Source organism: Chromobacterium phragmitis, from assembly GCF_003325475.1.
In the GTDB taxonomy this organism is placed as follows: domain Bacteria; phylum Pseudomonadota; class Gammaproteobacteria; order Burkholderiales; family Chromobacteriaceae; genus Chromobacterium; species Chromobacterium phragmitis.
Genome location: NZ_CP029495.1, coordinates 2,783,015 through 2,805,600 on the forward strand (window position 1 = coordinate 2,783,015; position 22,586 = coordinate 2,805,600).

The following is a 22,586-nucleotide window of genomic DNA, read 5'->3' on the forward strand; positions in this document are numbered from 1 at the left end:
ACGCTTGACCCTGTAGTGACTACAGGGTGTGCAATGTGCCCAGACTACCAATGGAGGCGCATATGTCAAGCTTCACGCGTTATCGCAAGGCGGCCTTGCCGCACCAAGGCCATTCATCCGCCCGCGGCGGCGATTGCTGCGCGGCCAAGGCGCAAGCCGAGCTTGCCCTGAGCGGCGCGGAGCATGTTCATGGCCGCAAGGGCGGCTGCGGCCACGAACATCAGTCGGCCGCGCGGAAACCTGGCCACGATCACGGGCACGGCGCGGCCTGCGGCCACGCGCATGGCCATGAGCATGCCGAGCCGGCTCGGGTGAAATTGGGCGAGGGCAAGGGCGAGAAACAAACGAAGCTGCAAATCCAGGCGATGGATTGTCCGACCGAGGCCAAGCTGATCGAGAAGGCGCTGGCCGGCATGAATGGCGTGGTGGCGCTGGAGTTCAATTTCATCGAGCGGGTGTTGCTGTTGCGCCACGATCTGCCGCATCTGGACGACGTCAAGCGCGCCATCGCCAAAGTGGGCATGCAGGCGGTGGAGTTGGACGCCGCCGCGGCCGCGCCGGCGCCGCAAGGGCCGGGCCGACGCGCCAACTTGTTGCTGCTGGCCTCCGGCCTGGCCGCCGCCGCGTCCGAGGGCATCGCCTGGAGCCTGGGCGACGGCCGGCTGGAAGTGGCGGCGCTGGCGCTGGCCTCCATCCTGCTGGGCGGCATTCCCACGCTGAAGAAGGGCTGGATCGCGCTGTCCACCCGCACGCTGAACATCCATTTCCTGATGTCGGTCGCCGTGATCGGCGCGATGCTGATCGGCCAGTGGCCGGAGGCGGCGATGGTGCTGTTCCTGTTCGCCATCGCCGAGCGGTTGGAGGCGATGTCGCTGGCGCGAGCCGGCGAGGCGGTGCGCGCGCTGATGGCGCTGGCGCCGGAAACCGCCTGGGTGGCCGAGGGCGCCGGCTGGCGCGAGATGCAGGCCGCCGAGGTGGCGACGGGCAGCCGGGTACGGGTGCGTCCGGGCGAGCGGGTGCCGCTGGACGGCCGCATCGCCGACGGCCACAGCAGTTTCAACGAGGCCAGCATCACCGGCGAGAGCCTGCCGGTGGACAAGGGGCCCAAGGACGCGGTGTTCGCCGGCAGCATCAACGGCAGCGGCGTGGTGGAGATCGACACCACGGCTTTGGCGTCAGGCTCGGTGCTGGCTCGCATCATCGCCACCGTGCGCGACGCGCAGGCGTCCAAGGCGCCGACGCAGCGCTTCATCGACCGTTTCGCCTCGGTCTACACCCCGGTGGTGCTGGCGCTGGCGGCGCTGTTCGCCGTGGCTGCGCCGCTGTCGGGCCTGATGCCCTGGCACCAGGCCATCTATAGCGCGCTGGTGATGCTGGTGATCGCCTGCCCATGCGCGCTGGTGATCGCCACGCCGGTGACGGTGGTCAGCGCGCTGGCCTCGGCCGCGCGCCACGGCCTGCTGGTCAAGGGCGGCGCGCCGCTGGAGATGGCCGCCCGCATCGACACCGTCTGCCTGGACAAGACCGGCACGCTGACGCTGGGCGAGCCCCGCGTCACCCGGGTGACGGCGCTGGATGGCGGCGCAGACGCGGCGGTGTTGGCGATGGCCGCCGCGCTGGACAGCCATTCCACTCATCCGCTGGCCAGGGCGGTGTTGGACGAGGCGGCTCGCCGCGGCGTCGAACTGCCCGCCGCCGAGCAGGTGGTGGAGCTGATCGGCCGCGGCGTCAGCGGCAGCGTGGGCGGGCGCGAGCTGCAATTGGGCAGCCGCCGGCTGGCGGAGGAGCGGGGCGCGTTGACGCCGGCCTTGGCGGACGAGTTGCGGCGCATGGACGAGGCCGGAGAAGGCGCGCTGGTATTGCTGGCCGGCGAGCGGGCGCTGGGCGTGATCGCCGTCGCCGACCAGGTGCGGCCGGAAGCCGCCGCCACCATCGCCAGGCTGGACAAGCTGGGCGTGCGCTCGGTGATGCTCAGCGGCGACAGCCCGCAGGTGGCGGCCGCGGTGGCGGCGCAGACCGGCGTCGCCGCGGCCCATGGCGGCCTGCTGCCGCAGGACAAGCTGCGCTTCATCGAGCAATTGCAGGCCGAGGGCAAGGTGGCGATGGTGGGCGACGGCGTCAACGACGCGCCGGCGCTGGCCCGAGCCGACCTGGGCGTGGCGATGGGCGCGGCGGGGTCGGACAGCGCGCTGGAGACCGCGGGCGTGGCGCTGATGGACGACAAGCTGTCGCGGCTGGCCGATCTGATTTCGCATGCCCGCCGCGCGGCGGCGGTGCTCAAGGTGAACATCGCCATCGCGCTGGGCATCAAGCTGGCATTCTTCGGCTTGGCGCTGGCAGGCGTGGCGAGCTTGTGGATGGCGGTGTTCGCCGACGTGGGCACCAGCCTGATCGTGATCGCCAACGGCCTGCGGCTGGCGCGGCGGATCGTTTAGGCGTAGGTGTCGATATTGCCGCCCTTGGCCTGGACGCTGCCGGCGGGGGCGCTCGCCTGCTGCAGTTTTTGCAGCGGGCTGAGACTGCGGTTGCCGCTTTGCTGCTGCAGCTCCTGCATTCTGGCCTGTTGTTCCATCTGGGCGGCCTCCGCCGCCACCGCGCGGTCCTGGCCGGAAGGGTCGGACGGCGCCAGCGCGGCGGCGCGCACTGTCTGCGCGTTGCGGATGGTTTCTTGCGGCGTGCCGCCCTGGCTGATCTGGATCGGCACTTCGCCGCCTATCGCGTACTGCTTGCCGTCGGGGCCCTGCTGGTAGGTGAAGCTGGCGGCGCCGGCCAACGCGCCGCCGGCGGCCTGATGCGCCGCCTCGTGGCGGCGGACATCGATGTCGCGCGTTCTCAAGTCCTCCACTTCCTGTTTTTGCGCGTCGTTCAGCGGCTTGCCGTCCGGAGACTTGGGCGCGGCGGGATCGGCTGGTTTGGCGGCCTGGCTGGCGGATTGGGCGCTGCCGCGGTTGTCCTGGCCTGCAGCATTGTTTCCGGCTTCGCCGCCTGCGGCGGGGGGAGGCGCGGCGTTGGCCGTTTGCGGGGCTGAGGACGGGGGCGTTCCTGAAACTGGCGAAGCCTGCGAGCGCAAGGACTGGCAGGCGGGGCACTGGCAATTGGCGCCGTGCGGGCTGAGACCGTAGCTGGAATAGCCGCCGGCTACACTGGAAATGGACATGGAACGCGTTCCTGCTGAATTCTCAGTATAGGAGCGCTTGCCCGCTATTCCAATGGCCGTGGCAAAATGTCCGTTTGCATACTTTCTGGAGCGGATGATGAGCGAAGAAGCGCAGGGACAGCGCGAGCTGGTGATGTCGGTGTTGATGACGCCGGACATGGCCAATTTTTCCGGCAACGTGCATGGCGGCGTGCTGCTGAAGTTGCTGGATCAGGTGGCCTACGCCTGCGCCAGCCGCTACGCCGGCTGTTACGTGGTGACGCTGTCGGTGGACCAGGTGCTGTTCAAACAGCCGATACACGTGGGCGAACTGGTGACCTTTTTCGCCAGCGTCAACCATGTGGGCCGCACCTCGATGGAGGTGGGGATCAAGGTGGTGGCGGAGAACATCCAGCAGCGCAGCCAGCGCCACACCAACAGCTGCTATTTCACCATGGTGGCGTATCAGGACGGCAAGCCGATGGCGGTGCCGGCCCTGGCGCTGGATACGGAGGAGCAGCGGCAGCGCTTCCGCGCCGCCGAGATGCGCAAGCAGTTGCGGATGGAGATGGATGCCAAGAAAAAGGCGCAATGACGGCATCCCTCTCGGCTTGATCAGCTTGCCTGCGCGCAGCCGGCTGGCCGCAGGTCTTCCTCGTTGATATTGGTTGTGCACTGCCAGTCGGCTTTCTCGCCGCGGACCAGGCGCAGGAAGGGCTTCACATTGTCTGCGAGCTCCTTTTTCAGCGCCGCGGGGGCTTGCTCGATATCGCATTGGATGCCGATGGTGGCCAGCGAGTCGCCCAGCGCGCGCATGCCGCAATGGTTGGTCGGCGCATTGCGCAGGCCTATCAGTTTGAGATTGTCTTCCTCGTCGCCGGCAGGCAGGATCGCTTTCCCGTCATTGAGCCTTATTTCGTAGGCGGTGCGCGCCGGCGACAATTCCGCCAGCGCGGCGACAGCCTTGGCGCGCGCGGTGTAGTTCTGGTATTGCGGAATGGCGATGGCGGCCAGGATGCCGAGCACGACGACGACTATCATCAATTCGATCAGGGTGAAGCCTTGCTGACTGGCGTGTTTCACGAATGCGTCCTTTTCTGTTTTGGCGAAGGCGGGCGGCCTGAAAGCTCCGGACCGCAGCGACGCAAAGGGTAGCAACTCATTCGTTTTATGCTCAAGGCATGTTTGATATTGTTTTGTCATTCGTCATGACTTGCCGGCTTGCTTCCCGTTCCGCGCGGGGAGCGAAGCCCTGGGGCGGGCGTTTGCCAGCGCATTGAGGATGCCCGCGCTCATTGAGTGCGGCAAAAAAACGGTTCGCAGGGGCCGGGGTTTGGCCAGCTGCTGTCGGCTGCACTACAATCGCCGCTGACTCACCGCTGGAACCACCATGTACACCCTGATTCATCAAGATCCCCGTTTTTATCTCGTCGACAAGCATCCCGGCGTTGGCTTTCACCGCGAAGAGGATCAACCGGGTCTGATGGACGCGTTGCGGGCAGGGCTGGGCGACGAGGCGCTGTGGCCGGTGCATAGGCTGGACCGTATCACCTCCGGCCTGATTCTGGTGGCCCGCACCGCCGAGGCGGCAAGGCAACTGGGCGATGCGCTGGCCGGGCGCGAGATGGAGAAATACTATTTGGCGCTGTCCGACCGCAAGCCGCTGAAGAAGCAGGGCAAGGTGGCCGGCGACATGGCCAAGGGCCGGGGCGGCGCCTGGCGCTTGACGGCGGACAGGGAAAATCCGGCCGTCACGCAGTTTTTCAGCTATTCGCTGGCGCCCGGCTTGCGGCTGTTCCTGCTGCGGCCGCGCACCGGCAAGACGCATCAATTGCGGGTGGCGATGAAGTCGCAGGGCGCGCCTATCCTGGGCGACGAGCTGTACGGCGGCAGTGCGGCGGACCGCGGTTATCTGCACGCCTATGCGCTGCGTTTTGCACTGGATGGGGAGCGTTTCGCCTTTCTGTGCCCGCCGACGGCGGGGCAGGCATTCGCCGCCGAGACCTGCCGCGCCAAGCTTTCTGAGCTTGGCGCGCCGTGGGAACAGCCCTGGCCGGCCCCCTGAGCGGATTCAGGCGGCGACGGCAGCGGGTTCCGGCTGGAAGCGAGCGATGCTGACTTGCTGGCGCAGACAGAGTTCGGCGAAGGCGGGGCTGGACAGGTAGTCGAACTCGCGGCCGCGGCTGGCGGCGATGGGGTCGGAGGCGTCGACGGCGGGCTGTCCGGGATGGCACATGATTAGCGCGCGGTCAGGGCTCTTGGCCAGCCAGGCCTGCATCAGGCCAGCGAAATCCGCCTGCGGGCTCAGCGAGTACATGCCGCCGAACCATGGCGTGGTGGCGAAGCGGCGCGCCTGCGCCTGCTCATCGAAATTGGTGCACACGCTGCGCAGAATCAGCGCCTTGAGCCGGTTGTCGCCGGGATGGCCCAACCGGTCGGGCGAGCGCAGATAGGGCAGCGGCCGCTGTTCCCAGCGCTGCTGGATGGCGTCGAACAACGCGTCGCGGATCACCGGCAGCGCGTGCACGTGCTGGTGGCCGTCGATGAAATCCGGCAGCCGGCCGAAATGCTCGGCGAAGCGGTCTATCTGCGCCAGCGCCTCGTCGCGCAGCGAGGCATGCGGCAACTGGCGCAGCTGGCTTTTCATCAGCCAGTGCGACAGCGGCTTGACCGGCGCGTCGAACGGATGGGTGAGATTGAAGTGCAGGCCGACGTCGACCCGCTCCGCCCGCGCCTTGAGCTCGCCGGCCAGCTCCGGCCAGTGCGGGGACTGGCAGAGCGCGCTGGTGGCGGACAGGCGGCCGGCATCGATCAACTGCAGGATGCCGGCGCTGATGCTGCCGGACTGGGCGAAGTCGTCGGCGCAGAGTGTCAATCGTTTCGTCATGGACGGTATGACTTGGGGCTGGGGGGAAAGTTTAGCAAGCCGGCGCGCCAGGCGTTAATTTGTTTGCGGCGAGGAGGAAAACGCCCACAGCTTGCCCAGGAGGAAGGTGAGCGTCGCCACCGCGAACAGCACGATGGCCAGCGAGACGCGGTAATCCAGCGCCGTGAAGCGCAGCAGCAGGAAGTACATGGCTTCGTTGACGCAGAAGCTCAGGCAGGACACGCCGAAGAAGCGCGGCAGCGCCTGGCGGTGCGGCACGTGGCGCGCCTCGAAGGTGAAATGGCGGTGTCCCCAGTAGCTGAGCTGGAACGCGCCGAGAAAGCCCAGCACGTTGGCGATCAGCGGCGGCACGCCCAGCGGCACCAGCGCCAGCGTCACCAGCGCGAAGTGCAGCAGCATGGCCGACACGCCCACCACGCCGAACCAGAACAGCTGCCGCTTCATGCCTCGCCGTCCGTGCCGCCGCGGGTGATGCGGCTGATCAAGTAGGTGGGGCGGCCCTTCACTTCATTGAAGATGCGGCCGACGTATTCGCCGAGTATGCCTATCGACAACAGCTGCACGCCGCCGAGGAAGGTGACGGCCACCGCCAGCGTCGGCCAGCCGCTGACCGGGTTGCCGAACAGCAATGTGTGCACCAGTTCCCAGGCCGCGTAGCCTATCGACAGCAGCGAGATCGCGCAGCCGACCAGCGTCCAGATGCGCAGCGGCATGTTGGAGAAGGCGGTGAGGCCGGTAAGGCCCAGGTTGAACAGGCTGCGGAAGTTGAAGCTGCTCTCGCCGGCGCGGCGCTCCTGGGTTTGCGTCTCCATCGCCAGTTGGGTGAAGCCCACCCAGTTGTACAGGCCTTTCATGAAGCGGTTGCGCTCCGGCATGCGGCGCAGCGCCTCCAGAATGCTCTTGTCCAGCACGCGGAAGTCCTGGGTGTTTTCCGGGATCTTCAGCGGCGCGCCGCTATTGATCAGCGCGTAGAAGGCGCGGGTGAACAGCTTTTTGGCCAGCGTTTCGCCGTCGCGGTTGGCGCGCACGCTGTAGACCATGTCGTAGCCCTCGCGCCATTTCTCCAAGAATACCGGCACCATTTCCGGCGGGTGCTGGAAATCGCCGTCAATCAGCACCGCCACGTCGCCGCTGATGTTGTCTATGCCGGCGGTGAGCGCGATTTCCTTGCCGAAGTTGCGCGACAGCTGGATCAGCGTCACCGGCAGCCGCTTGGCGGCCTCCAGCACTTTCGGCACGGTGTCGTCGCGGCTGCCGTCGTCCACCACCACCAGCTCGTGGCGGTAGCCGCGCTCGGACAGCAGCCGGTGCAGCGTTTCCAGCATCGGCACGATGTTTTCCGACTCGTTGTAGGCCGGGATCAGGCAACTGATCAGCGGGGTGGCCGGGCGTTCGGCGGCATGCAGCTCAAGCAGGTAGGGCGGAACGAAGTTTTCGAAGTCGCTCATGGCTGGCCTCCGGTCAAGCCGTGCCCGGCCGGGCGCAGCAGCAGCATGCGGTCCTTCATGACCGGGAATTCCGCGGCGTGGCGGTAGCCGGCGGCGATGGCCGGCGGCAGGCTGGCCAGATCGCGTTGTTCGGTGACGATCCAGCTGCCGGGGTGAGCGGCGAGCTGAACGGCCAGCGCGTGCGGATCGGCGGTGGTGCGCACCTTGCCCTGGCTGTAGAACTCGGCTGAGAACTCGCGGCGGCTGTCCCAGTAGAACAGACGGGCCTGTTGCGCCGGCTGCTGCTGGAGCCAGGCCGCGATCACCGGCTTCTGGGTGCGGAAGTAACGGGCGCCGTCATGCCATTGCAGGCCGATGGCGGCCAGCACCAGCGCGGCGGAGGACAGCGCCAGCCACGGCAGCGCGCGGCCGGAGCGCTCATGCCGGCCGCGATGCCACAGCTCGGCCATCAGCAGCGCCGCACCGGGCAGCATCGGCAGCGAATACGGGAAGATGATGTTGCAGGACATCGTGAAGAACAGCAGCGTCATCACCGTCCACAGCGAAGCGTAGAGCAGCCAGCCGTCGCTTTCTCCCTGGCGGACGATGGCCGGCAGCCGGCGCGCGCGGCAGGCCAGCCAGGCCAGCATGGCCAGCGACCACGGAAACAGCGCGCCCAAGGCGTACGGCCAGATCATGCCGCGCGGAGTGGCGTGGGCGAAACCGTATTTGTCGCCCTTCCAGCCGGAATCGAGGAAGCGGCTGACGTGCTCGCCCATGATGAAGTAGTTGAGGAAGCCCGGCGTGCGGATCTCCGCCCAGGCGTACCAGGGCAGGGCGATGGCGGCGGCCAAGAGCGTGCCGGAGATCCACGGCAGCTCGCGCCACAGCGCCTTCCATTGATTGCGGATCAGCACCCAGAAGAAGATGGGCATGCCCACCAGCACCACGGACAGCGGACCCTTGGCCAATAGGCCCAGGCCCAGGCCGGCGAAGAAGGCGTAGCGCCAGATCCGGCTGCCGCCGTTCATCGCGTGCCAGAAAGCCACCTGGCTCAGCGTCACGCAGAACATCAGCGAGGGGTCGGTCATCACCGTGCCGGCCGCGCCGTAGAACAGCAGGCTGCCGGCCAGGAACAACGCGGCGGCCATCGCCGCGTCGCGTCCGGCGCGGCGGCGCATCAGGTCGGCCGTCAGCCACAGCGCGCCCAGCGCCAGCAGCAGCGCCGGCAGGCGGGCGGCGAATTCATTGACGCCGAACAGGCCCATGCTGGCCGCGGACAGCCAGGTGGACAGCGGCGGCTTGGCCCAGAACGGCACGCCGTAGTCGTGCAGCGGCGTCACCCAGTTGCCGGTTTCCAGCATCTTGCGGGCGATCTCGGCGTAGCGCGCCTCGGTGGTGTCGGTGAGCGGGATCGCCCGCATCGCCAGCAGGCGGATGGCCAGCAGCGCCAGCAAGGCGTAGCCGGCCGCCTTCCGCCAGGAAGAAGTAGCAGCGGTATTCATCCGTAAACTTGTTTTCAAAACGGGGTAGTGGATCGGCGCAAGGCTATCACAGACCGGGAGCGGCGTCTGCCAGCGCAATCAGCGAAAACGCCGCCCGGAGGCGGCGTTGGGATGAGGAACGGGATGCGCTTACTGGCGGCCGTGCATCATCTTCTTCAGCACGGAAGACAGCGCGAACAGCACGATGGAGCTGGCGCCCGCCATCATGACGAACAGCATGAAGAAGTCGTGCAGATTGGTCACCGCGTAGCCGAGGAAATGCGGGACCGGCTTGGCCGGGTCCGGATACAGCTCGGACAGCGTGCCGGCGAACTTGTTGGCGGCGGCGGAGGACAGGAACCAGATGCCCATCATCAGGCCGGTGAAGCGGGCCGGAGACAGTTTCACCACCAGCGACAGGCCGATCGGCGACAGGCTCAGCTCGCCGAAGGTATGCAGCACGTACAGGCTGACCAGCCACAGCATGCTGACCTTGACGCCCGGCGCCAGGCCGTCGACGCCGAAAGCGATCACCAGATAGCCCAGGGCCAGGAAGAACAGGCCCAGGGCCATCTTGGCGGGGGAGGACGGCTCCATGCCTTTGTGGCCCAGTTTGGTCCAGATCCAGGCGAAGATCGGCGCGAAGATCACCACCGAAATCGGATTCAGCGACTGGAAGAACGAGGCCGGGATCACATAGCCCATCAGGTTGCGGTTGGTCTGTTCTTCGGCGAAGAAAGTCAGCGAAGCGCCGGCCTGCTCGAAGGCGGACCAGAAGAAGATCACGAAGGCGGACACGATCAGGATCACGGCCAAGCGCTGTTTTTCGATGCTGGTCAGCGGCGCGTGCACCACTTTCTCGCCGCTTTCGTGATGGCGCTTCGGCGCCATGCCTATCGGTTTGCCTTCCGGCGTCACCAGATATTTGTTCTTGAACAGAGTGAATATCACCAGGGACAGCAGCATGCCGAAGCCGGCAGCCATGAAGCCCCATTTGAAATCGGCCGGATCGCCGGTGTCGCCCAGCGTGCCGCATATCAGCGGCGCGATCAGCGAGCCGGTATTGATGCCCATGTAGAAGATGGTGAAGGCGGAGTCCACGCGCTTGTCGCCCGGCGCGTACAGCTGGCCCACCATCGACGAGATGTTGGGTTTGAACAGGCCATTGCCGGCGATCAGCATGCCCAGGCCGCCGTACAGCAGCCAGGAGGCGGCGGCGACGTTGGTGTCATGGAAGGAGCCGGAGAAGAACAGCATGAATTGGCCGATGGCCATCAGCACGCCGCCGGCCAGGATGGAGCGGCGGTTGCCCCAGTAGCGGTCGGCGATGTAGCCGCCGATCAGCGGGGTGAAGTAGACCAGGCCGGTATAGGTGCCATAAATGTCGGATGCGTGGGCCTTATCGAACAGCAGCGCCTTGATCATGTACAGCGTGAAGATGGCGCGCATGCCGTAGTAGCTGAAGCGCTCCCACATCTCCGTCACAAAGAGCAGATAGAGCCCCTTGGGATGCGATTGTGTAGACATAAGGGTTTCCTTCGAGTGACTTGAGACATCACCAGCAACGAGCGGTGTTTTTGTTTTTTATGCATGCCTTGGATTTTGTAGGCAGCGCAAGATCATATCGATTTAATGTTGAGATGTGAAAATTTTTTTTAAGCTAGATCAATTACATTGTAATAAATAGAGCAAATGCTTTTCGTTGTTGATGTTTTCTTACTAGCAAAAGCTCTAGAGCAGATGAGTTTATTGCATTGCGATTATTGTTTAATGTATACAAATCAATAAATTGATAGTCGTAATCTGCCTGTATTTGTTGTGCAGTCTGACAAAATTGTCCTATCGTGGATGGGCGCTCTCATTCGGGCGACCCTGCAACTGCCTCAAGGTGTGGCGATGAATACCAAGCCCCATGCTGGCCAGGCCCAGATAGACTTCCACGGCCCGCGCCCCGACTGGTACACCGTCGATGTCATCCTGACATTCGATTTTCCACGCGGCTGATCTTCTCAGGCTTCCTTGTCCCTATCGCATGAAGGCGCGCCGTCGTCCTGTCCGCACCTGAGCGGACGGCATTCGGCCGCGCCGAGGAGAAGATCATGGCGCGACGCATTCCCGAACCGTTCCGCATCAAGATGGTGGAGCCCATTCGCCAAACCACGGCCGAAGACCGCCGCCAGGCGTTGGTGCAGGCCGGTTGGAACCCCTTTCTGCTCAAGGCGGAAGACGTTTATATCGACTTGCTGACCGACAGCGGCACCGGCGCGATGTCCGACCGCCAATGGGCTGGCCTGATGATGGGAGACGAGGCCTATGCCGGCAGCCGCAATTTCCTGCACCTGGCCGACACCGTGCGCGAGCTGTTCGGCTACGCCCACACCATTCCCACCCACCAGGGCCGCGGCGCGGAGCAGATCCTGTTCCCGGAACTGGTCAAGCGCTGCCGCGGCGAGCGGCCGGTGTTTCTGTCCAACTATCACTTTGACACCACCAAGGCCCACGTGGAGCTGGCCGGCGCGCGCGCGGTCAATGTGCTGACGCCGCAGGCCTTGGACACCGGCACGGCTTATGACTGGAAGGGCGATTTCGATCTGCCGCGGCTGCGCGACATCGTGGCAGCGGAGGGAGACAACGTCGCCGCCGTCATCGTCACCATCACCTGCAACAGCGCCGGCGGTCAGCCGGTATCCATGGGCAATATCCGCGCCGTCAGCGAACTGGCGCGCGCGCGCGGCATCCCGGTGGTGATAGACGCCGCGCGCTTCGCCGAAAACGCCTGGTTCATCCGCCAGCGCGATCCGGCCTATGCCGGCGCTTCCATACCGGCTATCGCGCGCGAAATGTTCGGCCACGGCGACATGTTCACGATGTCGGCCAAGAAGGACGGGCTGGTCAATATCGGCGGACTGTGCTGCTTCAAGGACGACGAGGCGCTGTTCCGCGAGGTGCAGGTGCGTTGCGTGCCGATGGAAGGTTTCGTCACCTATGGCGGCCTGGCGGGACGCGACATGGAGGCGTTGGCGATAGGGTTGAGGGAAGGGCTGGACGACGCCTTCCTTAGCTACCGCATCGGCCAAGTGGCTTATCTGGGCGAGCGGCTGCGCGAAGGCGGGGTGCCGATCCAGACGCCGACCGGCGGGCATGCGGTATTCGTCGACGCCGCGCGCCTGCTGCCGCATATTCCGGCCGAGCAATTCCCGGCTCATGCGCTGGCCTGCGAACTCTATCTGGAGGGCGGGGTTAGGGCGGTGGAAATCGGCTCCTTATTGCTGGGCCGCAATCCGCAAACGGGCCTGCAGGAGTCGTCGCCGTTCGAGCTGATGCGGCTGACGATACCGCGCCGGGTGTATACCAATGATCACATGGACTACATCGCCGACTGTCTGATCGAGGTGAAACAGCGCGTGACCGAGGTGAGAGGTCTGGCCTTCGACTACGAGCCGCCGATACTGCGGCACTTCACCGCGCGGCTGAGGCCGGCGTAGCGCTTGCGGGCGGGAGGAGGCTGCGAGTCCGCCTCCCGCGCGTGGCTGGCGTTTACGTCTTGCTTGCTTGCCACTGGGCGGCCTGCTCGGCGGCGCGCTGCAGGGCCGGCCGGTTTTTCAGTCCATCCCAGTAAGCGACCAGTTCGGGCCAGTCGCGCATATTGCCGAACTCGATGCCATAGCCTATGGTGCGGCCGACATAGACGTCGGCCGCGCTGAAGCGGTCGCCGGCGAGATAGCGGCGGCCGGCGACGGCTTTGGCCAGGGTGTTCAGCGTCGCCTCGTATGAGCCGTAGCCGAACATGCGTTGCTGCTCCTGGGTGGGCGTGAAGCCGGCGGCCTGGTTGGTCCAGGCCTGTTCCACGCAGCTGGCGGCGAAAAACAGCCAGCGATAATAATCGCCGCGTTCGGCGGGCGCCGGCGCGAGCCCTGCCTCGGGAAAGGCGTCGGCGAGATAGGCGCAGATGGCCGCGCCTTCGGTGACGACCTGATCGCCATGGCGGATGGCGGGCACCTTGCCCATCGGATTGATGGCCAGATAGTCGGGCGATTTCATCGCCGGGCCGTACTCCAGCAGCACCGGGCGGTAGGGCGCGCCCACTTCTTCCAGCATCCAGTGCACGATATTGCCCCGCGATTGCGGGTTGGTATAGAAGACGAGCTCTTTCGACATGGTCTTGCGCCTTTCTTTACGGAGGTTGAGGCGGCGGAAAGGGCGGCAAAAGACCGCCTTTTCCATGCATCATGCATGGCTGGACCGCAGGCGACAAGCGATTTGCTGCGGCGCGCGCGGACTTGCCTGGCCGAAGTCCGCCCTCATGTAGATTGCCAATGGCTGGCAGGGAGCCGGCGGAGAAAACCATGTTTGAACATTTGCGCAAAATGCTGGAGAACGGCCATGCCCGCTTCCGGGTGATCGAACACCCGGCCGAGGGCAATTCGCACAAGGTGGCCGAGATCCGCGGCACTGAAGTCGGACAGGGCGCCAAGGCCATGCTCTGTCGGGTGGGGGACGCGGCTGGGCAGTATGTGCTGGCGGTGTTGCCTGGTGACGAACGGGTGGATTTCGCCAAGGTGGCCGCCGCCGTCGGCGCGCGAAAGGTGAAGCTGGCCGACGCGGCCGATGCCGAGGCGGCGACAGGTTGCGTGATCGGCGCCATCCCGCCGTTCAGCTTCGATCCGTCCATCCGGTTGGTCGCGGACCCGCAGTTGTTGGCGCGCTACCGGGAGATCGCGTTCAACGCCGGCAGGCTGGACGCGTCCATCGTGCTGGATGGCGACGATTACCGCCGGCTAGCGCAGCCCTTGTTGGCCGACATCCGCCAGGAGCGCCTGGAATGAGTGATCCGAACGAAGCGCTGGCCGCCTACGCCCGCGCCATCATGGGCGGGGCCGGCGCGGAGCGCATCGTCGGCCGAGAGGAGCGGAACGAGAGCTGGCGCGAGGCCGATTGCGAGGTGACCTTGCGGCAGCGCGATTACCGTTTCGACAACGGCGTGGTGGTCCGCCGCGCTATCGAAATGGATGATTATCCCAGTGAGTTGGCTTGCTCCGAGTGCTGGATCACTTACGAAGTGCTGGAGCTGGGCGGCTCGCCGGGCATTGAGCCCGCGCGCAAGAGTTTCGACAACGCCTGCCGAGAAGCCTATTGGTTGCGTTACCACGCGGAATCCGCGATCTGAAAAAGCCCCAATGGGAGGCGCGCGCCGCCTGCTTTGGGGCTGGGGTGTCGCCGCGCAGGCGCGCGCGGCTTACTCCGGCGCCAGCCAGATCTGGTCGAAATCCATCCAGCCGCATTGCGCCAAGCTGACGCCGCGCACCTGGGGCGAGTATTCCAGCATTTGCCAGTAATGGCGCAGCGGGATCAGGCTAGCCTCTTCCACCAGCCGGCGGGCCAGCGCTTCGTAGCGCTGCCAGCGCCGTCCGGCATCGGGCTCTCGCGCCAGCGCCTCTGCCGCCCGGCGCATTTTGCGCCGCGGCTCCGCTTCCAGCCAATGGTGAAATCCCGCGTCCTGGCTCAGCCATTGGCAGACGTTGAAGTCCACGTCGTCGCCCATCACTTCTCCGGTCAGCAGCAAATCGGCCTTCTCCAGCCAGTCGTAACGGGCGAAGTCCGGATAGGGCAGCACCGTCAGTTCGATGCGGCAGCCTGCCGCGCGCAGACGCCGCGCCGTCGCTTCAGCCAGATCGACATGGGACGCGAGCTGGTAGGTGACAAGCCGCAGCGTCGCCGGCAGCGGCGGCGCTTGCGGCTGGGCAGGCGGGGGGCGGTGCTTCCATTGCGGCAGCATGCCCAACGCAGGCTCCTCATTCAGTTTTGCCTGCCAGACGGAGGGATGCAGCCAGTCGGCCAACGCTTGTCTTTGTCCTAGGTCCAGGCAGGCCGGGTTGGCCGCCAGATAGCTGCAGCCGGCTTCCAATTGGCGCAGGCACGGCTTGTCGACGGTTTCGCCTTGATGGCAGACGCGCGCGTCCAGCCTGGCCCTGATTTCGGGATCGTCCACCACCCAGATGTCCACCTCATCCAGCAGCGGCCTGGTTTTCCAGTGGCGGTCGAAGGCGCGCAAGGTGGCGCGGCAGTCGTTGTTGACCTCCAGCCGGAAGGGGCCGGTGCCGACGGGCTGGCGGTCGAAGCCGGCTTGCGGCCAGCGCTCGCGCGGCAGGATGGAGGCGGCGCTGTCGGCCAGCCGCCGCGGCAACAGCGCGTCGGGCCGGGAGAGCGCGATGTCCACGGTCAACGGCGCGGGCAGATTGACGGATTGCAGATGCGGCAGCAGGCCCTGGTGCGGACCGGCTTCGTCGCGCAGCCGCAGCAGGGTTTGGCGGACATCTTCGCCATCCAGCGCGCGGCCGTGATGGAACAGCGCGCCGGGCCGCAGGTGGAAGCGCCAGTTGCGCCACTCCGCGTCATGCGACCAATGGTGGGCCAGGGCCGGGACGATCTCCCCTTTGGCGCGGTCGTAGCGGGTGAGGCCATCGAATATCTGGCGGATCAGGTGGCATTCGGTGCGGCGGTTGATCTGGACCGGGTCCAGGCTATGCAACGGCCGGTAGAAGGGCAGGCGCAGCGTTTGCGGCTGGGCCGGCGGCGCGCCAAGATAGGCTGGCAGCAAGGCGGCCAGCTGCCGCCGCGCGTCCGGCGGCAAAATGCGCGTCGCCTGTTCGATGTCGCCCGTGTCCAGCAGCCGGCGCAGCGCGTCGGCCTGCAGCTCCGAGGGCGGAGCCAGCAGCCGCAAATGCGATGGATGGCCGCGGCCCAGGCCGGGCTGCCAGCGCAGCCAGCCTCGCGCCTCCATTTTCTTCAGGATTTCGCGGGCGTGGCGCGGCGCGCAGCACAGCGCGCCGGCGATGTCGGCCAGGCGGATGGGGCCGTCGTGATCGGGAAGGGCGCGGTGCAGGCGCTGGTAGTGCTGGAGCGTGCGCATAAAAGGGGAGCTGTCGGCTGAATTTGATCCGTGTTTGTCTCCGCTTTTGTGCCGGATACTGCCGGCTCTGTCAATTGTCATGGAGCGCGCATGTCCGCCGTCACCACTCCCGTTTCGCTTTGGCGCCAGCCGGTGTTTTCCGGCCTGTTCGCCTCCACCGCGCTGCTGGCGCTGGGCGGCCAGATTTACCAGCTGGCCTTGCCCTTGATCCTGTACGAGCTGACGCATTCGCTGGCGGCGATGAGCAATCTGCGTGCGGTGGAGTTCCTGCCCAATCTATTGCTGGCGGCCTTCATCGGCGTGTGGGTGGACCGGGTGTGCCGCCGCAGCTGGGCGCAGCGCTCGCTATTGGCGATGGCGGCGTTGCTGGGCGGGGGCGCGCTGGCCTTGGCGCATGGGCAGATGGAGTGGTGGCTGTTCTATCCGCTGACCTTTTGCGTGATGTTGTGCAACTACGTGACGGCCATCTGCCGCATGGCCTTGATCAAGGTGAGCGTGCCGCCGGCGCAGCTGGTGCAGGCTAACGGCTACCTGGGCACATTGTCCGATGTGTTCGCCGTCAGCGGACCGATGCTGTCCGGCTTGCTGATCGCCTGGGCTAGCCCTCAATGGAGTTTGGGCGCGCCGGCGCTGATGTTTTTAGCGTCGTCCGTCCTGATGGCGCGCGTGCCCCGGACAGCACCGCGCGCGTCGGGCGAGCGCCGCTTCTTGAGCGAACTGGCCGAAGGATGGCGCGCGCTGCGCGGCAACGCTGCCTTGTGGCAGCTGAGCTGGGTGGTGGTATTGGCCAATGGCGCGGCCGGCGTAGCCGAGGTTTTATTCCTGTTCCGCGCGCGCGATCAGTTGGGCCTGTCGCCGGGAGCGCTGGGCTTGCTGTTCGGCTGCGCCGGGGGCGGCGGCATCCTGGCCGGCTTGGCTGTGGCGCGGGTGAGGAGGGCGCTGGGGCTAGGGCGGATGATCTGCCTGGCGCTGTCGCTGGAGGCGGCGGGCATGGCGGCGCAGGCCACGTTGACGGCGCTGCCTTGGCTGGCATTGGCGATGGCGCTGCAAAGCTTCGTGGTGGTGTGCGGCAATGTCGGCATCTGGAGCTATCGGCAGGAGGCGACGCCGGCCGAGCTGATTGGCCGAGTGTCCGGCCTGACCGGCTCGCTGTTCAAACTGTTGATGCCGCTGGCGCTGATCCTGGGCGGCCTGTTGTCGGCGGGCCTGCCGCTGCGCGAACTGATGCTGGCGACGGCGTTGTGGCAGGCCGGGGCCGGCTTGCTGTGCTGGCTCAGCCGGGTGAGGGGCGTGGCCTAGGGCCGCAAGGCGCGGCAGAATTGAAAAAAACGGCCCTTGGACCGTTTTTTCAGGAGAGGATTCGGAGCGGCTGGCAAGACCCCGCGGAGAGCCTGAGCCAAGGCGCGCCGAGGCAGGCGGCGCCCGCCGTGCGACAAGGAGGCGCCACGCTGGATCGGGGCGGTGGTTAGCGGCTCTTAGTGTTCGACGGGCTCCAGGTGGGGCTGGCCCAGTTGCACCATCGATCCCGTCGCGGGTTTCCACTCGCCCTGGATCCGCCATTTTTTCTCGTGGTCTTCCAGTAGCACGTACCAGTGATTGGCGTTGACCGGTGTCTTGGGCAGGATGCCCTGGTACAGATTGGGGCCGGCCAGGGTCATTTCGGCGGCCAGGTCGTAATCGTCCTGCGCCGGGTGCACCATCCGCAGCGAGATGGTGTCGGGCAGCTTGGCCTTGCTGCTGGTGGCCAGACGCAGGCTGCGGCCGTCGCTGCCGAACATCAGCTGGGCGGACAGGCCCATCTGGGCTGCTGCCTTTTCGCGGCGCAGCTCCATATTGATGGCCTTGCCCTTCTTGTAATAGTCGTCGGTGACCAAACCGTCGTCGGACTTGATCGCCGCCATCAGGAAAGCGATGCCGACGACGACGGACACGGCCGGAAAGCCGAACAGTATCCAGGGCCAGGGTTCCTTGTACCAAGGGCGGGGCGGTTGGTGGGCGGTGTGTTGCTGCATGCGTGTCATTCTCCGATGAAGCTGGATTTTTCTTCTACCCGCAGCGAGGCGTCGCCGGCGGACTCTATGATGAAGCGGATCGGGTGGCTGCCCTTGGTCGCGTACTGCGGGTCGGCTTCCACGTGCACGGTGGCGCTGTCGGTGGCGGCGGCGGGTATTGCCACCAGCGGCGTCTGCGTCTTGACCTTGATGTCGGGCAGGCCTTCGGCTGTGATCCGGAACTGCTGCGGATGTTCCGTGGTGTTGATGATCTTGATGGTGTAGGTGTTTTCCAGCCAGCCTTCGTCGGTTTCGCGCACCAGCGAGGCGCGGTCGCGCAGGATGTCCACCTTGAATGGCTTGCGCATCGCCAGCGAAGTGACGGCCGCGGCGAAGATGGTTAGCAGCACCAGGCTGTACAGCACCACCCGCGGCCGTTTCAGCCGCGACGCGATCGCCTTTTCCGGATACTTGCCTTCCAGCGCGTTTTCCGTGGTGTAGCGTATCAGGCCGCGCGGATAGCCCATCTTGTCCATGACTTCGTCGCAGGCGTCGATGCAGGCGGCGCAGCCTATGCATTCATATTGCAGGCCGTTGCGGATGTCGATGCCCACCGGACACACCTGCACGCAGATGCTGCAGTTGATGCAGGCGCCCAGACCCTGTTCCTTCGGGTCCGATCCTTTCTTGCGCGCGCCGCGCGGCTCGCCGCGGGCCTCGTCGTAGGAGATGATCAGCGTGTCGGCGTCGAACATCACGCTCTGGAAGCGGGCGTACGGGCACATGTATTTGCACACTTGCTCGCGCATGAAGCCGGCGAACAGGTAGGTGAAGCCGCCGTAAAAGAACATCCAGAAGATTTCCCAGGAGCCGTAGCCGAAAGTGGGAATGGCGGCCACCAGGCTGCGAATCGGCGTGAAGTAGCCGACCAGCGTGAAGCCGGTCCACAGCGAAAAGGCGAGCATCAGGAAATGCTTGGCTGACTTCAGCCTGAGCTTGCGCAAGCCCATCGGCTCCGCGTCCAGCTTGATGCGCTTGTTGCGGTCGCCCTCCACCCATTGCTCTATCCACAACATGATTTCGGTGTAGACCGTCTGCGGACAGGAGTAGCCGCACCACAGCCGGCCGGCGATGGTGGTCCAGGTGAACAGGCCGAAGGCGCAGCACATCAGCAGCGCGGCCAGATAGACGAAGTCCTGCGGCCAGACGGTGAGGCCGAACAGGTAGAACTTGCGGTCGGCCAGGTCGAACAGCACCGCCTGGCGCCCGTTCCATTGCAGCCAGGGCAGGCCCAGGTAAACCAGCTGGGTGCCCAGCACGAACAACACGCGGAAGTTGTTGAACAGGCCCTTGGCGGCGCGCGGGTAGATTTTGCGGTGGGTTTCGTACAGCGAGACGGTTTCTTTGTCCTGGTTTTCGACCTTGATCGGAATTTTCTTCAGCGAATCGGACATGTCGGTTTCCTGAAGAGGATTTGGCGAAACTCACCGGACGATGCGCTCTGCCAAAGCCTCTGGGTGGGTGGAAGAGGCGAAGCGCCGCCCGCTCGGGGCGGGCGGCGCGTGCTGAAGGCGGATTACTGCGGCGCCTTGGGGTTGTTGGACAGGCTCCACACGTAAGCGGCCAGCAGGTGGACCTTGCCGTCGCCGAGGAAGTCCTTCCAGGCCGGCATCTGGTTGTTGCGGCCGTTGGTGATGGTTTCGATGATGGTCTTCTCGGTGCCGCCGTACAGCCAGTTGTTGTCGGTCAGATTGGGCGCGCCCAGTTGCTGGTTGCCCTTGCCCTCCGGTCCGTGACAGGCGGAGCAGACGGCGGCGAAGGTTTCCTTGCCGCGGGTCGCGCGCTCGGCGTCATGCTTCTTGTTGGACAGCGACAGCACGTAGTTGGCCACGTCCTTGACCTTTTCCTCGCCGAAGGCCGCGCCCCAGGCCGGCATCTGGCCGTGGCGGCCGTTCGCGATGGTCGCCTGGATGGTTTGCGGATCGCCGCCCCACAGCCACTTGTGGTCGGTCAGGTTGGGGAAGCCTTTGGCACCGCGCGCGTCGGCGCCGTGGCACTGCACGCAGTAGGTCTGGAACAGGCGCTTGCCCATCTCCTGGGCCTGCGGGTCGGCGGCCACCGCTTTCAGATCCTGCTTCAGGTACTTGTCGTACAGCGGTTGGTATTTTTCCTCGGCGGTTTTACGCTCGGCCTTGTACTGGTCGATCTGGGTCCAGCCGAAAACGCCCTTGTAGTCGCCCAGGCCCGGATACAGCACCAGATAGACCACGCCGAAGATCAGCGTGATGTAGAACATCAGCATCCACCAGCGCGGCAGCGGGTTGTTGTATTCGGCCAGGTCGCCATCCCAGATATGGCCGGTGATGTCGGCTTCCTCGCCCTTTTTGACCGTGGTCTTGGATTGGGTGAATACCAGCAGGGTCAGGCCGATGATGCCCCCCAGCACGATCACGATGATCCAGATATTCCAGAATCCGCTTGTGAATTGACTCATTTTCTAGCTCCGTGGGCAGCCTCGTCCTGAGAGGCGTCCTCTACCTTGTCGTCATCGAGGAAGGGCAGGTTGGCCGCTTCCTCGTACCGGCTCTTGGAGCGCTTGCTATAGGCCATGATCAGCACCGCGATGAAGAACGCGAAGCAGACCACGGTGAACAGGGAGCGCCCGACAGTTACCCAGTCCATGGCTCAACGCACATTCTTCAGCGCAAGGCCCAGGCCTTGCAGGTAGGCGACAACGGCATCCAGTTCGGATTTGCCTTCCACTTGGGATTTCGCCTCGGCGATGTCCTTGTCGGTGTAGGGCACGCCGACCAGGCGCAGGGCTTCCATCTTCTTGGGCACCACGTCGGCGTCGGCCAGGTTCTTGGCCAGCCACGGGAAGGCCGGCATGTTCGATTCCGGCACCACGTCGCGCGGGTTGTTCAGGTGCACGCGGTGCCATTCATCGGAATAGCGGCCGCCCACGCGGGCGAGGTCGGGACCAGTGCGCTTGGAGCCCCACAGGAAGGGATGGTCGTACACCGATTCGCCGGCCACCGAATAATGGCCGTAGCGCTCGGTTTCCGCGCGGAACGGACGGATCATCTGGGTGTGGCAGGTGGTGCAGCCTTCGCGGATGTAGATGTCGCGGCCCGCCAGCTGCAGCGCGGTGAAGGGCTTGACGCCGGCGACGGGCTCGGTCACGGATTTTTGGAACGCGAGCGGCAGGATTTCCACCAGGCCGGCCACGCTGACCACCAACAGGGTCAGCACGATCAGCCAACCCACATGCTCTTCAATCAGTTTCTGGATTTTGTCCATGATTATTCTCGCCTCTTAGTGAGCTTCCGCGGTGATGGCCGGGATCTTGGCATCGACGGCGCGGCCAGCGGCGACGGTGCGGTAGGTGTTGTAGGCCATCAGCAGCATGCCGGAGAGGTAGAGGAAGCCGCCCAGCAGGCGCACGGCGTGGTAGGGATAGGTGGCTTTCACCGCTTCGACGAAGGCGTAGGTCAGGGTGCCGTCAGGGTTCAGCGCGCGCCACATCAGGCCTTGCATCACGCCGGAAATCCACAGCGCGGCGATGTACAGCACCACGCCGACAGTGGCCAGCCAGAAGTGGGCCTCGATCAGCTTGACGCTGTGCATGGTTTCGCGGCCGAACAGGCGCGGGATCAGGTAGTACATGGAGCCGATGGTGATGAAGCCCACCCAGCCCAGCGCGCCGGAGTGCACGTGGCCGATGGTCCAGTCGGTGTAGTGGGACAAGGCGTTGACGGTCTTGATCGACATCATCGGGCCTTCGAAGGTGGACATGCCGTAGAACGACAGCGACACCACCAGGAACTTCAGCACCGGGTCGGTGCGCAGCTTATGCCAGGCGCCGGACAGGGTCATGATGCCGTTGATCATGCCGCCCCAGGACGGCGCAAGCAGGATCAGGGAGAACACCATGCCGACGGACTGGGTCCAGTCGGGCAGCGCGGTGTAGTGCAGGTGGTGGGGACCGGCCCACATATAGGTGAAGATCAGCGCCCAGAAGTGCACCACGGACAGGCGGTAGGAGTACACCGGGCGGCCGGCCTGCTTGGGAACGAAGTAGTACATCATGCCGAGGAAGGCGGCGGTGAGGAAGAAACCCACCGCGTTGTGGCCGTACCACCATTGCACCATCGCGTCGACGGCGCCGGAGTAGACCGAGTAGGACTTCCAGAAGGTGACCGGCACGAAGGCGGAGTTGACGATGTGCAGCAGGGCCACGGCCAGGATGAAGGCGCCGTAGAACCAGTTGGCCACGTAGATGTGCTTGACCTTGCGGATGGCGATGGTGCCGAAGAACACGATCGCGTAGATCACCCAGATCACCGCGATCAGCACTTTGATCGGCCATTCCAGTTCCGCGTATTCCTTGGAGGTGGTGAAGCCGAGCGGCAGCGTGATGGCCGCCAGCACGATCACCAGTTGCCATCCCCAGAAGGTGACGGCGGCCAGCTTGTCGGAAATCAGCCTGACGTTACAGGTGCGCTGCACCACATAGTAGGAGGTGGCGAACAGACCGCAGCCGCCGAAGGCGAAGATGACGGCATTGGTGTGCAAGGGGCGCAGGCGGCCGAAGTGGAACCATGGTCCGAAGTTGAGTTCGGGCCATACCAGCTGGGCCGCGATGACGACGCCCACCAACATGCCGACTATGCCCCAAACAACGGTCATGATGGCAAATTGGCGCACCACCTTATAGTTATAAGTGGATTGCGTTTCCATTTAAGGTTTTC

The 22,586-nt window shown here is 65.2% G+C and carries 22 protein-coding genes; 7 read left to right on the plus strand and 15 right to left on the minus strand.

The genetic code is table 11. The features are described 5' to 3' along the window. The first annotated feature begins 62 nt into the window (after window positions 1-62). Window positions 63-2,435, plus strand: coding sequence for a heavy metal translocating P-type ATPase (locus tag DK842_RS13330; RefSeq protein WP_232538477.1), 2,373 nt, complete (start codon window positions 63-65; stop codon window positions 2,433-2,435). On the opposite strand, the gene DK842_RS13335 is transcribed toward DK842_RS13330, so the two are convergent. Continuing rightward, a complete protein-coding gene (locus tag DK842_RS13335; protein ID WP_114061872.1) occupies window positions 2,432-3,157 on the minus strand; it encodes a putative metalloprotease CJM1_0395 family protein in 726 nt (241 codons plus the stop codon). The two genes, DK842_RS13330 and DK842_RS13335, sit on opposite strands and share 4 nt — an antisense overlap. A 97-nt stretch (window positions 3,158-3,254) precedes the next feature. Between DK842_RS13335 and DK842_RS13340 the strand changes: the two genes are divergently transcribed. Continuing rightward, window positions 3,255-3,731, plus strand: coding sequence for an acyl-CoA thioesterase (locus DK842_RS13340; protein ID WP_114063738.1), 477 nt, complete (start codon window positions 3,255-3,257; stop codon window positions 3,729-3,731). 20 nt (window positions 3,732-3,751) lie between these two features. Here the strand turns inward: DK842_RS13340 and DK842_RS23915 are convergent, their stop codons facing one another. After that, window positions 3,752-4,219: a pilin gene (locus DK842_RS23915; protein ID WP_269779777.1), complete on the minus strand. Its 468-nt coding sequence runs from the start codon at window positions 4,217-4,219 to the stop codon at window positions 3,752-3,754. A gap of 307 nt (window positions 4,220-4,526) precedes the next feature. On the opposite strand from DK842_RS23915, the gene DK842_RS13350 reads away from it, so the two are divergent. Then, a complete protein-coding gene (locus tag DK842_RS13350) occupies window positions 4,527-5,201 on the plus strand; it encodes a TIGR01621 family pseudouridine synthase (RefSeq protein WP_114061874.1) in 675 nt (224 codons plus the stop codon). Between the two features lie 6 nt (window positions 5,202-5,207). On the opposite strand, the gene DK842_RS13355 is transcribed toward DK842_RS13350, so the two are convergent. From DK842_RS13355 to DK842_RS13375, 5 genes are all read right to left on the minus strand, one after another. Then, window positions 5,208-6,023, minus strand: coding sequence for a ChbG/HpnK family deacetylase (locus DK842_RS13355; protein ID WP_114061875.1), 816 nt, complete (start codon window positions 6,021-6,023; stop codon window positions 5,208-5,210). A 54-nt stretch (window positions 6,024-6,077) separates the two neighbouring features. Beyond that, complete coding sequence (locus DK842_RS13360) at window positions 6,078-6,467, minus strand: GtrA family protein (RefSeq protein WP_114061876.1); 390 nt, start codon at window positions 6,465-6,467, stop codon at window positions 6,078-6,080. Further along, window positions 6,464-7,471, minus strand: a complete 1,008-nt coding sequence (locus tag DK842_RS13365) for a glycosyltransferase family 2 protein (protein ID WP_114061877.1) — start codon at window positions 7,469-7,471, stop codon at window positions 6,464-6,466. Before DK842_RS13365 ends, DK842_RS13360 begins: the two co-directional genes overlap by 4 nt. Further along, complete coding sequence (locus DK842_RS13370) at window positions 7,468-8,955, minus strand: ArnT family glycosyltransferase (RefSeq protein WP_114061878.1); 1,488 nt, start codon at window positions 8,953-8,955, stop codon at window positions 7,468-7,470. The genes DK842_RS13365 and DK842_RS13370 overlap by 4 nt, the downstream gene beginning before the upstream one ends. Window positions 8,956-9,084: 129 nt before the next feature. After that, a complete protein-coding gene (locus DK842_RS13375) occupies window positions 9,085-10,461 on the minus strand; it encodes a peptide MFS transporter (RefSeq protein WP_114061879.1) in 1,377 nt (458 codons plus the stop codon). Window positions 10,462-11,033: 572 nt separating this feature from the next. On the opposite strand from DK842_RS13375, the gene DK842_RS13385 reads away from it, so the two are divergent. Then, complete coding sequence (locus DK842_RS13385; RefSeq protein WP_114061881.1) at window positions 11,034-12,419, plus strand: tryptophanase; 1,386 nt, start codon at window positions 11,034-11,036, stop codon at window positions 12,417-12,419. 52 nt (window positions 12,420-12,471) lie between these two features. On the opposite strand, the gene DK842_RS13390 is transcribed toward DK842_RS13385, so the two are convergent. Then, on the minus strand, window positions 12,472-13,092 hold the full coding sequence (locus DK842_RS13390) for a glutathione S-transferase family protein (RefSeq protein ID WP_114063739.1): 621 nt from the start codon (window positions 13,090-13,092) through the stop codon (window positions 12,472-12,474). A 188-nt stretch (window positions 13,093-13,280) separates the two neighbouring features. On the opposite strand from DK842_RS13390, the gene DK842_RS13395 reads away from it, so the two are divergent. Together DK842_RS13395 and DK842_RS13400 are read left to right on the plus strand one after the other, a co-directional pair. Continuing rightward, a complete protein-coding gene (locus tag DK842_RS13395) occupies window positions 13,281-13,760 on the plus strand; it encodes a YbaK/prolyl-tRNA synthetase associated domain-containing protein (protein WP_114061882.1) in 480 nt (159 codons plus the stop codon). Beyond that, window positions 13,757-14,101: a hypothetical protein gene (locus DK842_RS13400; protein WP_114061883.1), complete on the plus strand. Its 345-nt coding sequence runs from the start codon at window positions 13,757-13,759 to the stop codon at window positions 14,099-14,101. The genes DK842_RS13395 and DK842_RS13400 overlap by 4 nt, the downstream gene beginning before the upstream one ends. A 69-nt stretch (window positions 14,102-14,170) precedes the next feature. Here the strand turns inward: DK842_RS13400 and DK842_RS13405 are convergent, their stop codons facing one another. Continuing rightward, window positions 14,171-15,844, minus strand: coding sequence for an SgrR family transcriptional regulator (locus DK842_RS13405; RefSeq protein ID WP_114061884.1), 1,674 nt, complete (start codon window positions 15,842-15,844; stop codon window positions 14,171-14,173). Window positions 15,845-15,934: 90 nt separating this feature from the next. Here DK842_RS13405 and DK842_RS13410 point away from each other — a divergent pair, with 90 nt between their 5' ends. Next, entirely contained in the window at window positions 15,935-17,143 is a 1,209-nt protein-coding gene (locus DK842_RS13410; RefSeq protein WP_114061885.1) for an MFS transporter, read from the plus strand. 176 nt (window positions 17,144-17,319) lie between these two features. Here DK842_RS13410 and DK842_RS13415 read toward each other — a convergent pair whose 3' ends face one another. The 6 genes from DK842_RS13415 to ccoN form a co-directional block, all read right to left on the minus strand. Beyond that, the gene (locus DK842_RS13415; RefSeq protein ID WP_114061886.1) at window positions 17,320-17,856 is read right to left on the minus strand and encodes a FixH family protein; all 537 of its coding nucleotides are present in this window, start codon (window positions 17,854-17,856) and stop codon (window positions 17,320-17,322) included. A gap of 5 nt (window positions 17,857-17,861) precedes the next feature. Then, window positions 17,862-19,289, minus strand: a complete 1,428-nt coding sequence (ccoG, locus tag DK842_RS13420; protein WP_114061887.1) for a cytochrome c oxidase accessory protein CcoG — start codon at window positions 19,287-19,289, stop codon at window positions 17,862-17,864. A 122-nt stretch (window positions 19,290-19,411) separates the two neighbouring features. After that, window positions 19,412-20,329, minus strand: coding sequence for a cytochrome-c oxidase, cbb3-type subunit III (ccoP, locus tag DK842_RS13425; RefSeq protein ID WP_114061888.1), 918 nt, complete (start codon window positions 20,327-20,329; stop codon window positions 19,412-19,414). Continuing rightward, window positions 20,326-20,517 carry a cbb3-type cytochrome oxidase subunit 3 gene (locus tag DK842_RS13430; RefSeq protein WP_114061889.1) on the minus strand — a complete coding sequence of 64 codons (192 nt, stop codon included), beginning with the start codon at window positions 20,515-20,517 and terminating at the stop codon, window positions 20,326-20,328. The genes ccoP and DK842_RS13430 overlap by 4 nt, the downstream gene beginning before the upstream one ends. 3 nt (window positions 20,518-20,520) lie before the next feature. Further along, entirely contained in the window at window positions 20,521-21,135 is a 615-nt protein-coding gene (gene ccoO, locus DK842_RS13435) for a cytochrome-c oxidase, cbb3-type subunit II (RefSeq protein ID WP_114061890.1), read from the minus strand. 15 nt (window positions 21,136-21,150) lie between these two features. After that, complete coding sequence (ccoN, locus tag DK842_RS13440; RefSeq protein ID WP_114061891.1) at window positions 21,151-22,575, minus strand: cytochrome-c oxidase, cbb3-type subunit I; 1,425 nt, start codon at window positions 22,573-22,575, stop codon at window positions 21,151-21,153. Window positions 22,576-22,586: the final 11 nt, after the last annotated feature.

Bases quoted from the DNA above. Each gene is read 5' to 3' on its own strand.
- DK842_RS13330 (WP_232538477.1), top strand. From the start codon at position 63: ATGTCAAGCTTCACGCGTTATCGCAAGGCGGCCTTGCCGCACCAAGGC.
- DK842_RS13335 (WP_114061872.1), bottom strand. From the start codon at position 3,157: ATGTCCATTTCCAGTGTAGCCGGCGGCTATTCCAGCTACGGTCTCAGC.
- DK842_RS13340 (WP_114063738.1), top strand. From the start codon at position 3,255: ATGAGCGAAGAAGCGCAGGGACAGCGCGAGCTGGTGATGTCGGTGTTG.
- DK842_RS13350 (WP_114061874.1), top strand. From the start codon at position 4,527: ATGTACACCCTGATTCATCAAGATCCCCGTTTTTATCTCGTCGACAAG.
- DK842_RS13355 (WP_114061875.1), bottom strand. From the start codon at position 6,023: ATGACGAAACGATTGACACTCTGCGCCGACGACTTCGCCCAGTCCGGC.
- DK842_RS13360 (WP_114061876.1), bottom strand. From the start codon at position 6,467: ATGAAGCGGCAGCTGTTCTGGTTCGGCGTGGTGGGCGTGTCGGCCATG.
- DK842_RS13365 (WP_114061877.1), bottom strand. From the start codon at position 7,471: ATGAGCGACTTCGAAAACTTCGTTCCGCCCTACCTGCTTGAGCTGCAT.
- DK842_RS13370 (WP_114061878.1), bottom strand. From the start codon at position 8,955: ATGAATACCGCTGCTACTTCTTCCTGGCGGAAGGCGGCCGGCTACGCC.
- DK842_RS13375 (WP_114061879.1), bottom strand. From the start codon at position 10,461: ATGTCTACACAATCGCATCCCAAGGGGCTCTATCTGCTCTTTGTGACG.
- DK842_RS13385 (WP_114061881.1), top strand. From the start codon at position 11,034: ATGGCGCGACGCATTCCCGAACCGTTCCGCATCAAGATGGTGGAGCCC.
- DK842_RS13390 (WP_114063739.1), bottom strand. From the start codon at position 13,092: ATGTCGAAAGAGCTCGTCTTCTATACCAACCCGCAATCGCGGGGCAAT.
- DK842_RS13395 (WP_114061882.1), top strand. From the start codon at position 13,281: ATGTTTGAACATTTGCGCAAAATGCTGGAGAACGGCCATGCCCGCTTC.
- DK842_RS13400 (WP_114061883.1), top strand. From the start codon at position 13,757: ATGAGTGATCCGAACGAAGCGCTGGCCGCCTACGCCCGCGCCATCATG.
- DK842_RS13405 (WP_114061884.1), bottom strand. From the start codon at position 15,844: ATGCGCACGCTCCAGCACTACCAGCGCCTGCACCGCGCCCTTCCCGAT.
- DK842_RS13410 (WP_114061885.1), top strand. From the start codon at position 15,935: ATGTCCGCCGTCACCACTCCCGTTTCGCTTTGGCGCCAGCCGGTGTTT.
- DK842_RS13415 (WP_114061886.1), bottom strand. From the start codon at position 17,856: ATGCAGCAACACACCGCCCACCAACCGCCCCGCCCTTGGTACAAGGAA.
- ccoG (WP_114061887.1), bottom strand. From the start codon at position 19,289: ATGTCCGATTCGCTGAAGAAAATTCCGATCAAGGTCGAAAACCAGGAC.
- ccoP (WP_114061888.1), bottom strand. From the start codon at position 20,329: ATGAGTCAATTCACAAGCGGATTCTGGAATATCTGGATCATCGTGATC.
- DK842_RS13430 (WP_114061889.1), bottom strand. From the start codon at position 20,517: ATGGACTGGGTAACTGTCGGGCGCTCCCTGTTCACCGTGGTCTGCTTC.
- ccoO (WP_114061890.1), bottom strand. From the start codon at position 21,135: ATGGACAAAATCCAGAAACTGATTGAAGAGCATGTGGGTTGGCTGATC.
- ccoN (WP_114061891.1), bottom strand. From the start codon at position 22,575: ATGGAAACGCAATCCACTTATAACTATAAGGTGGTGCGCCAATTTGCC.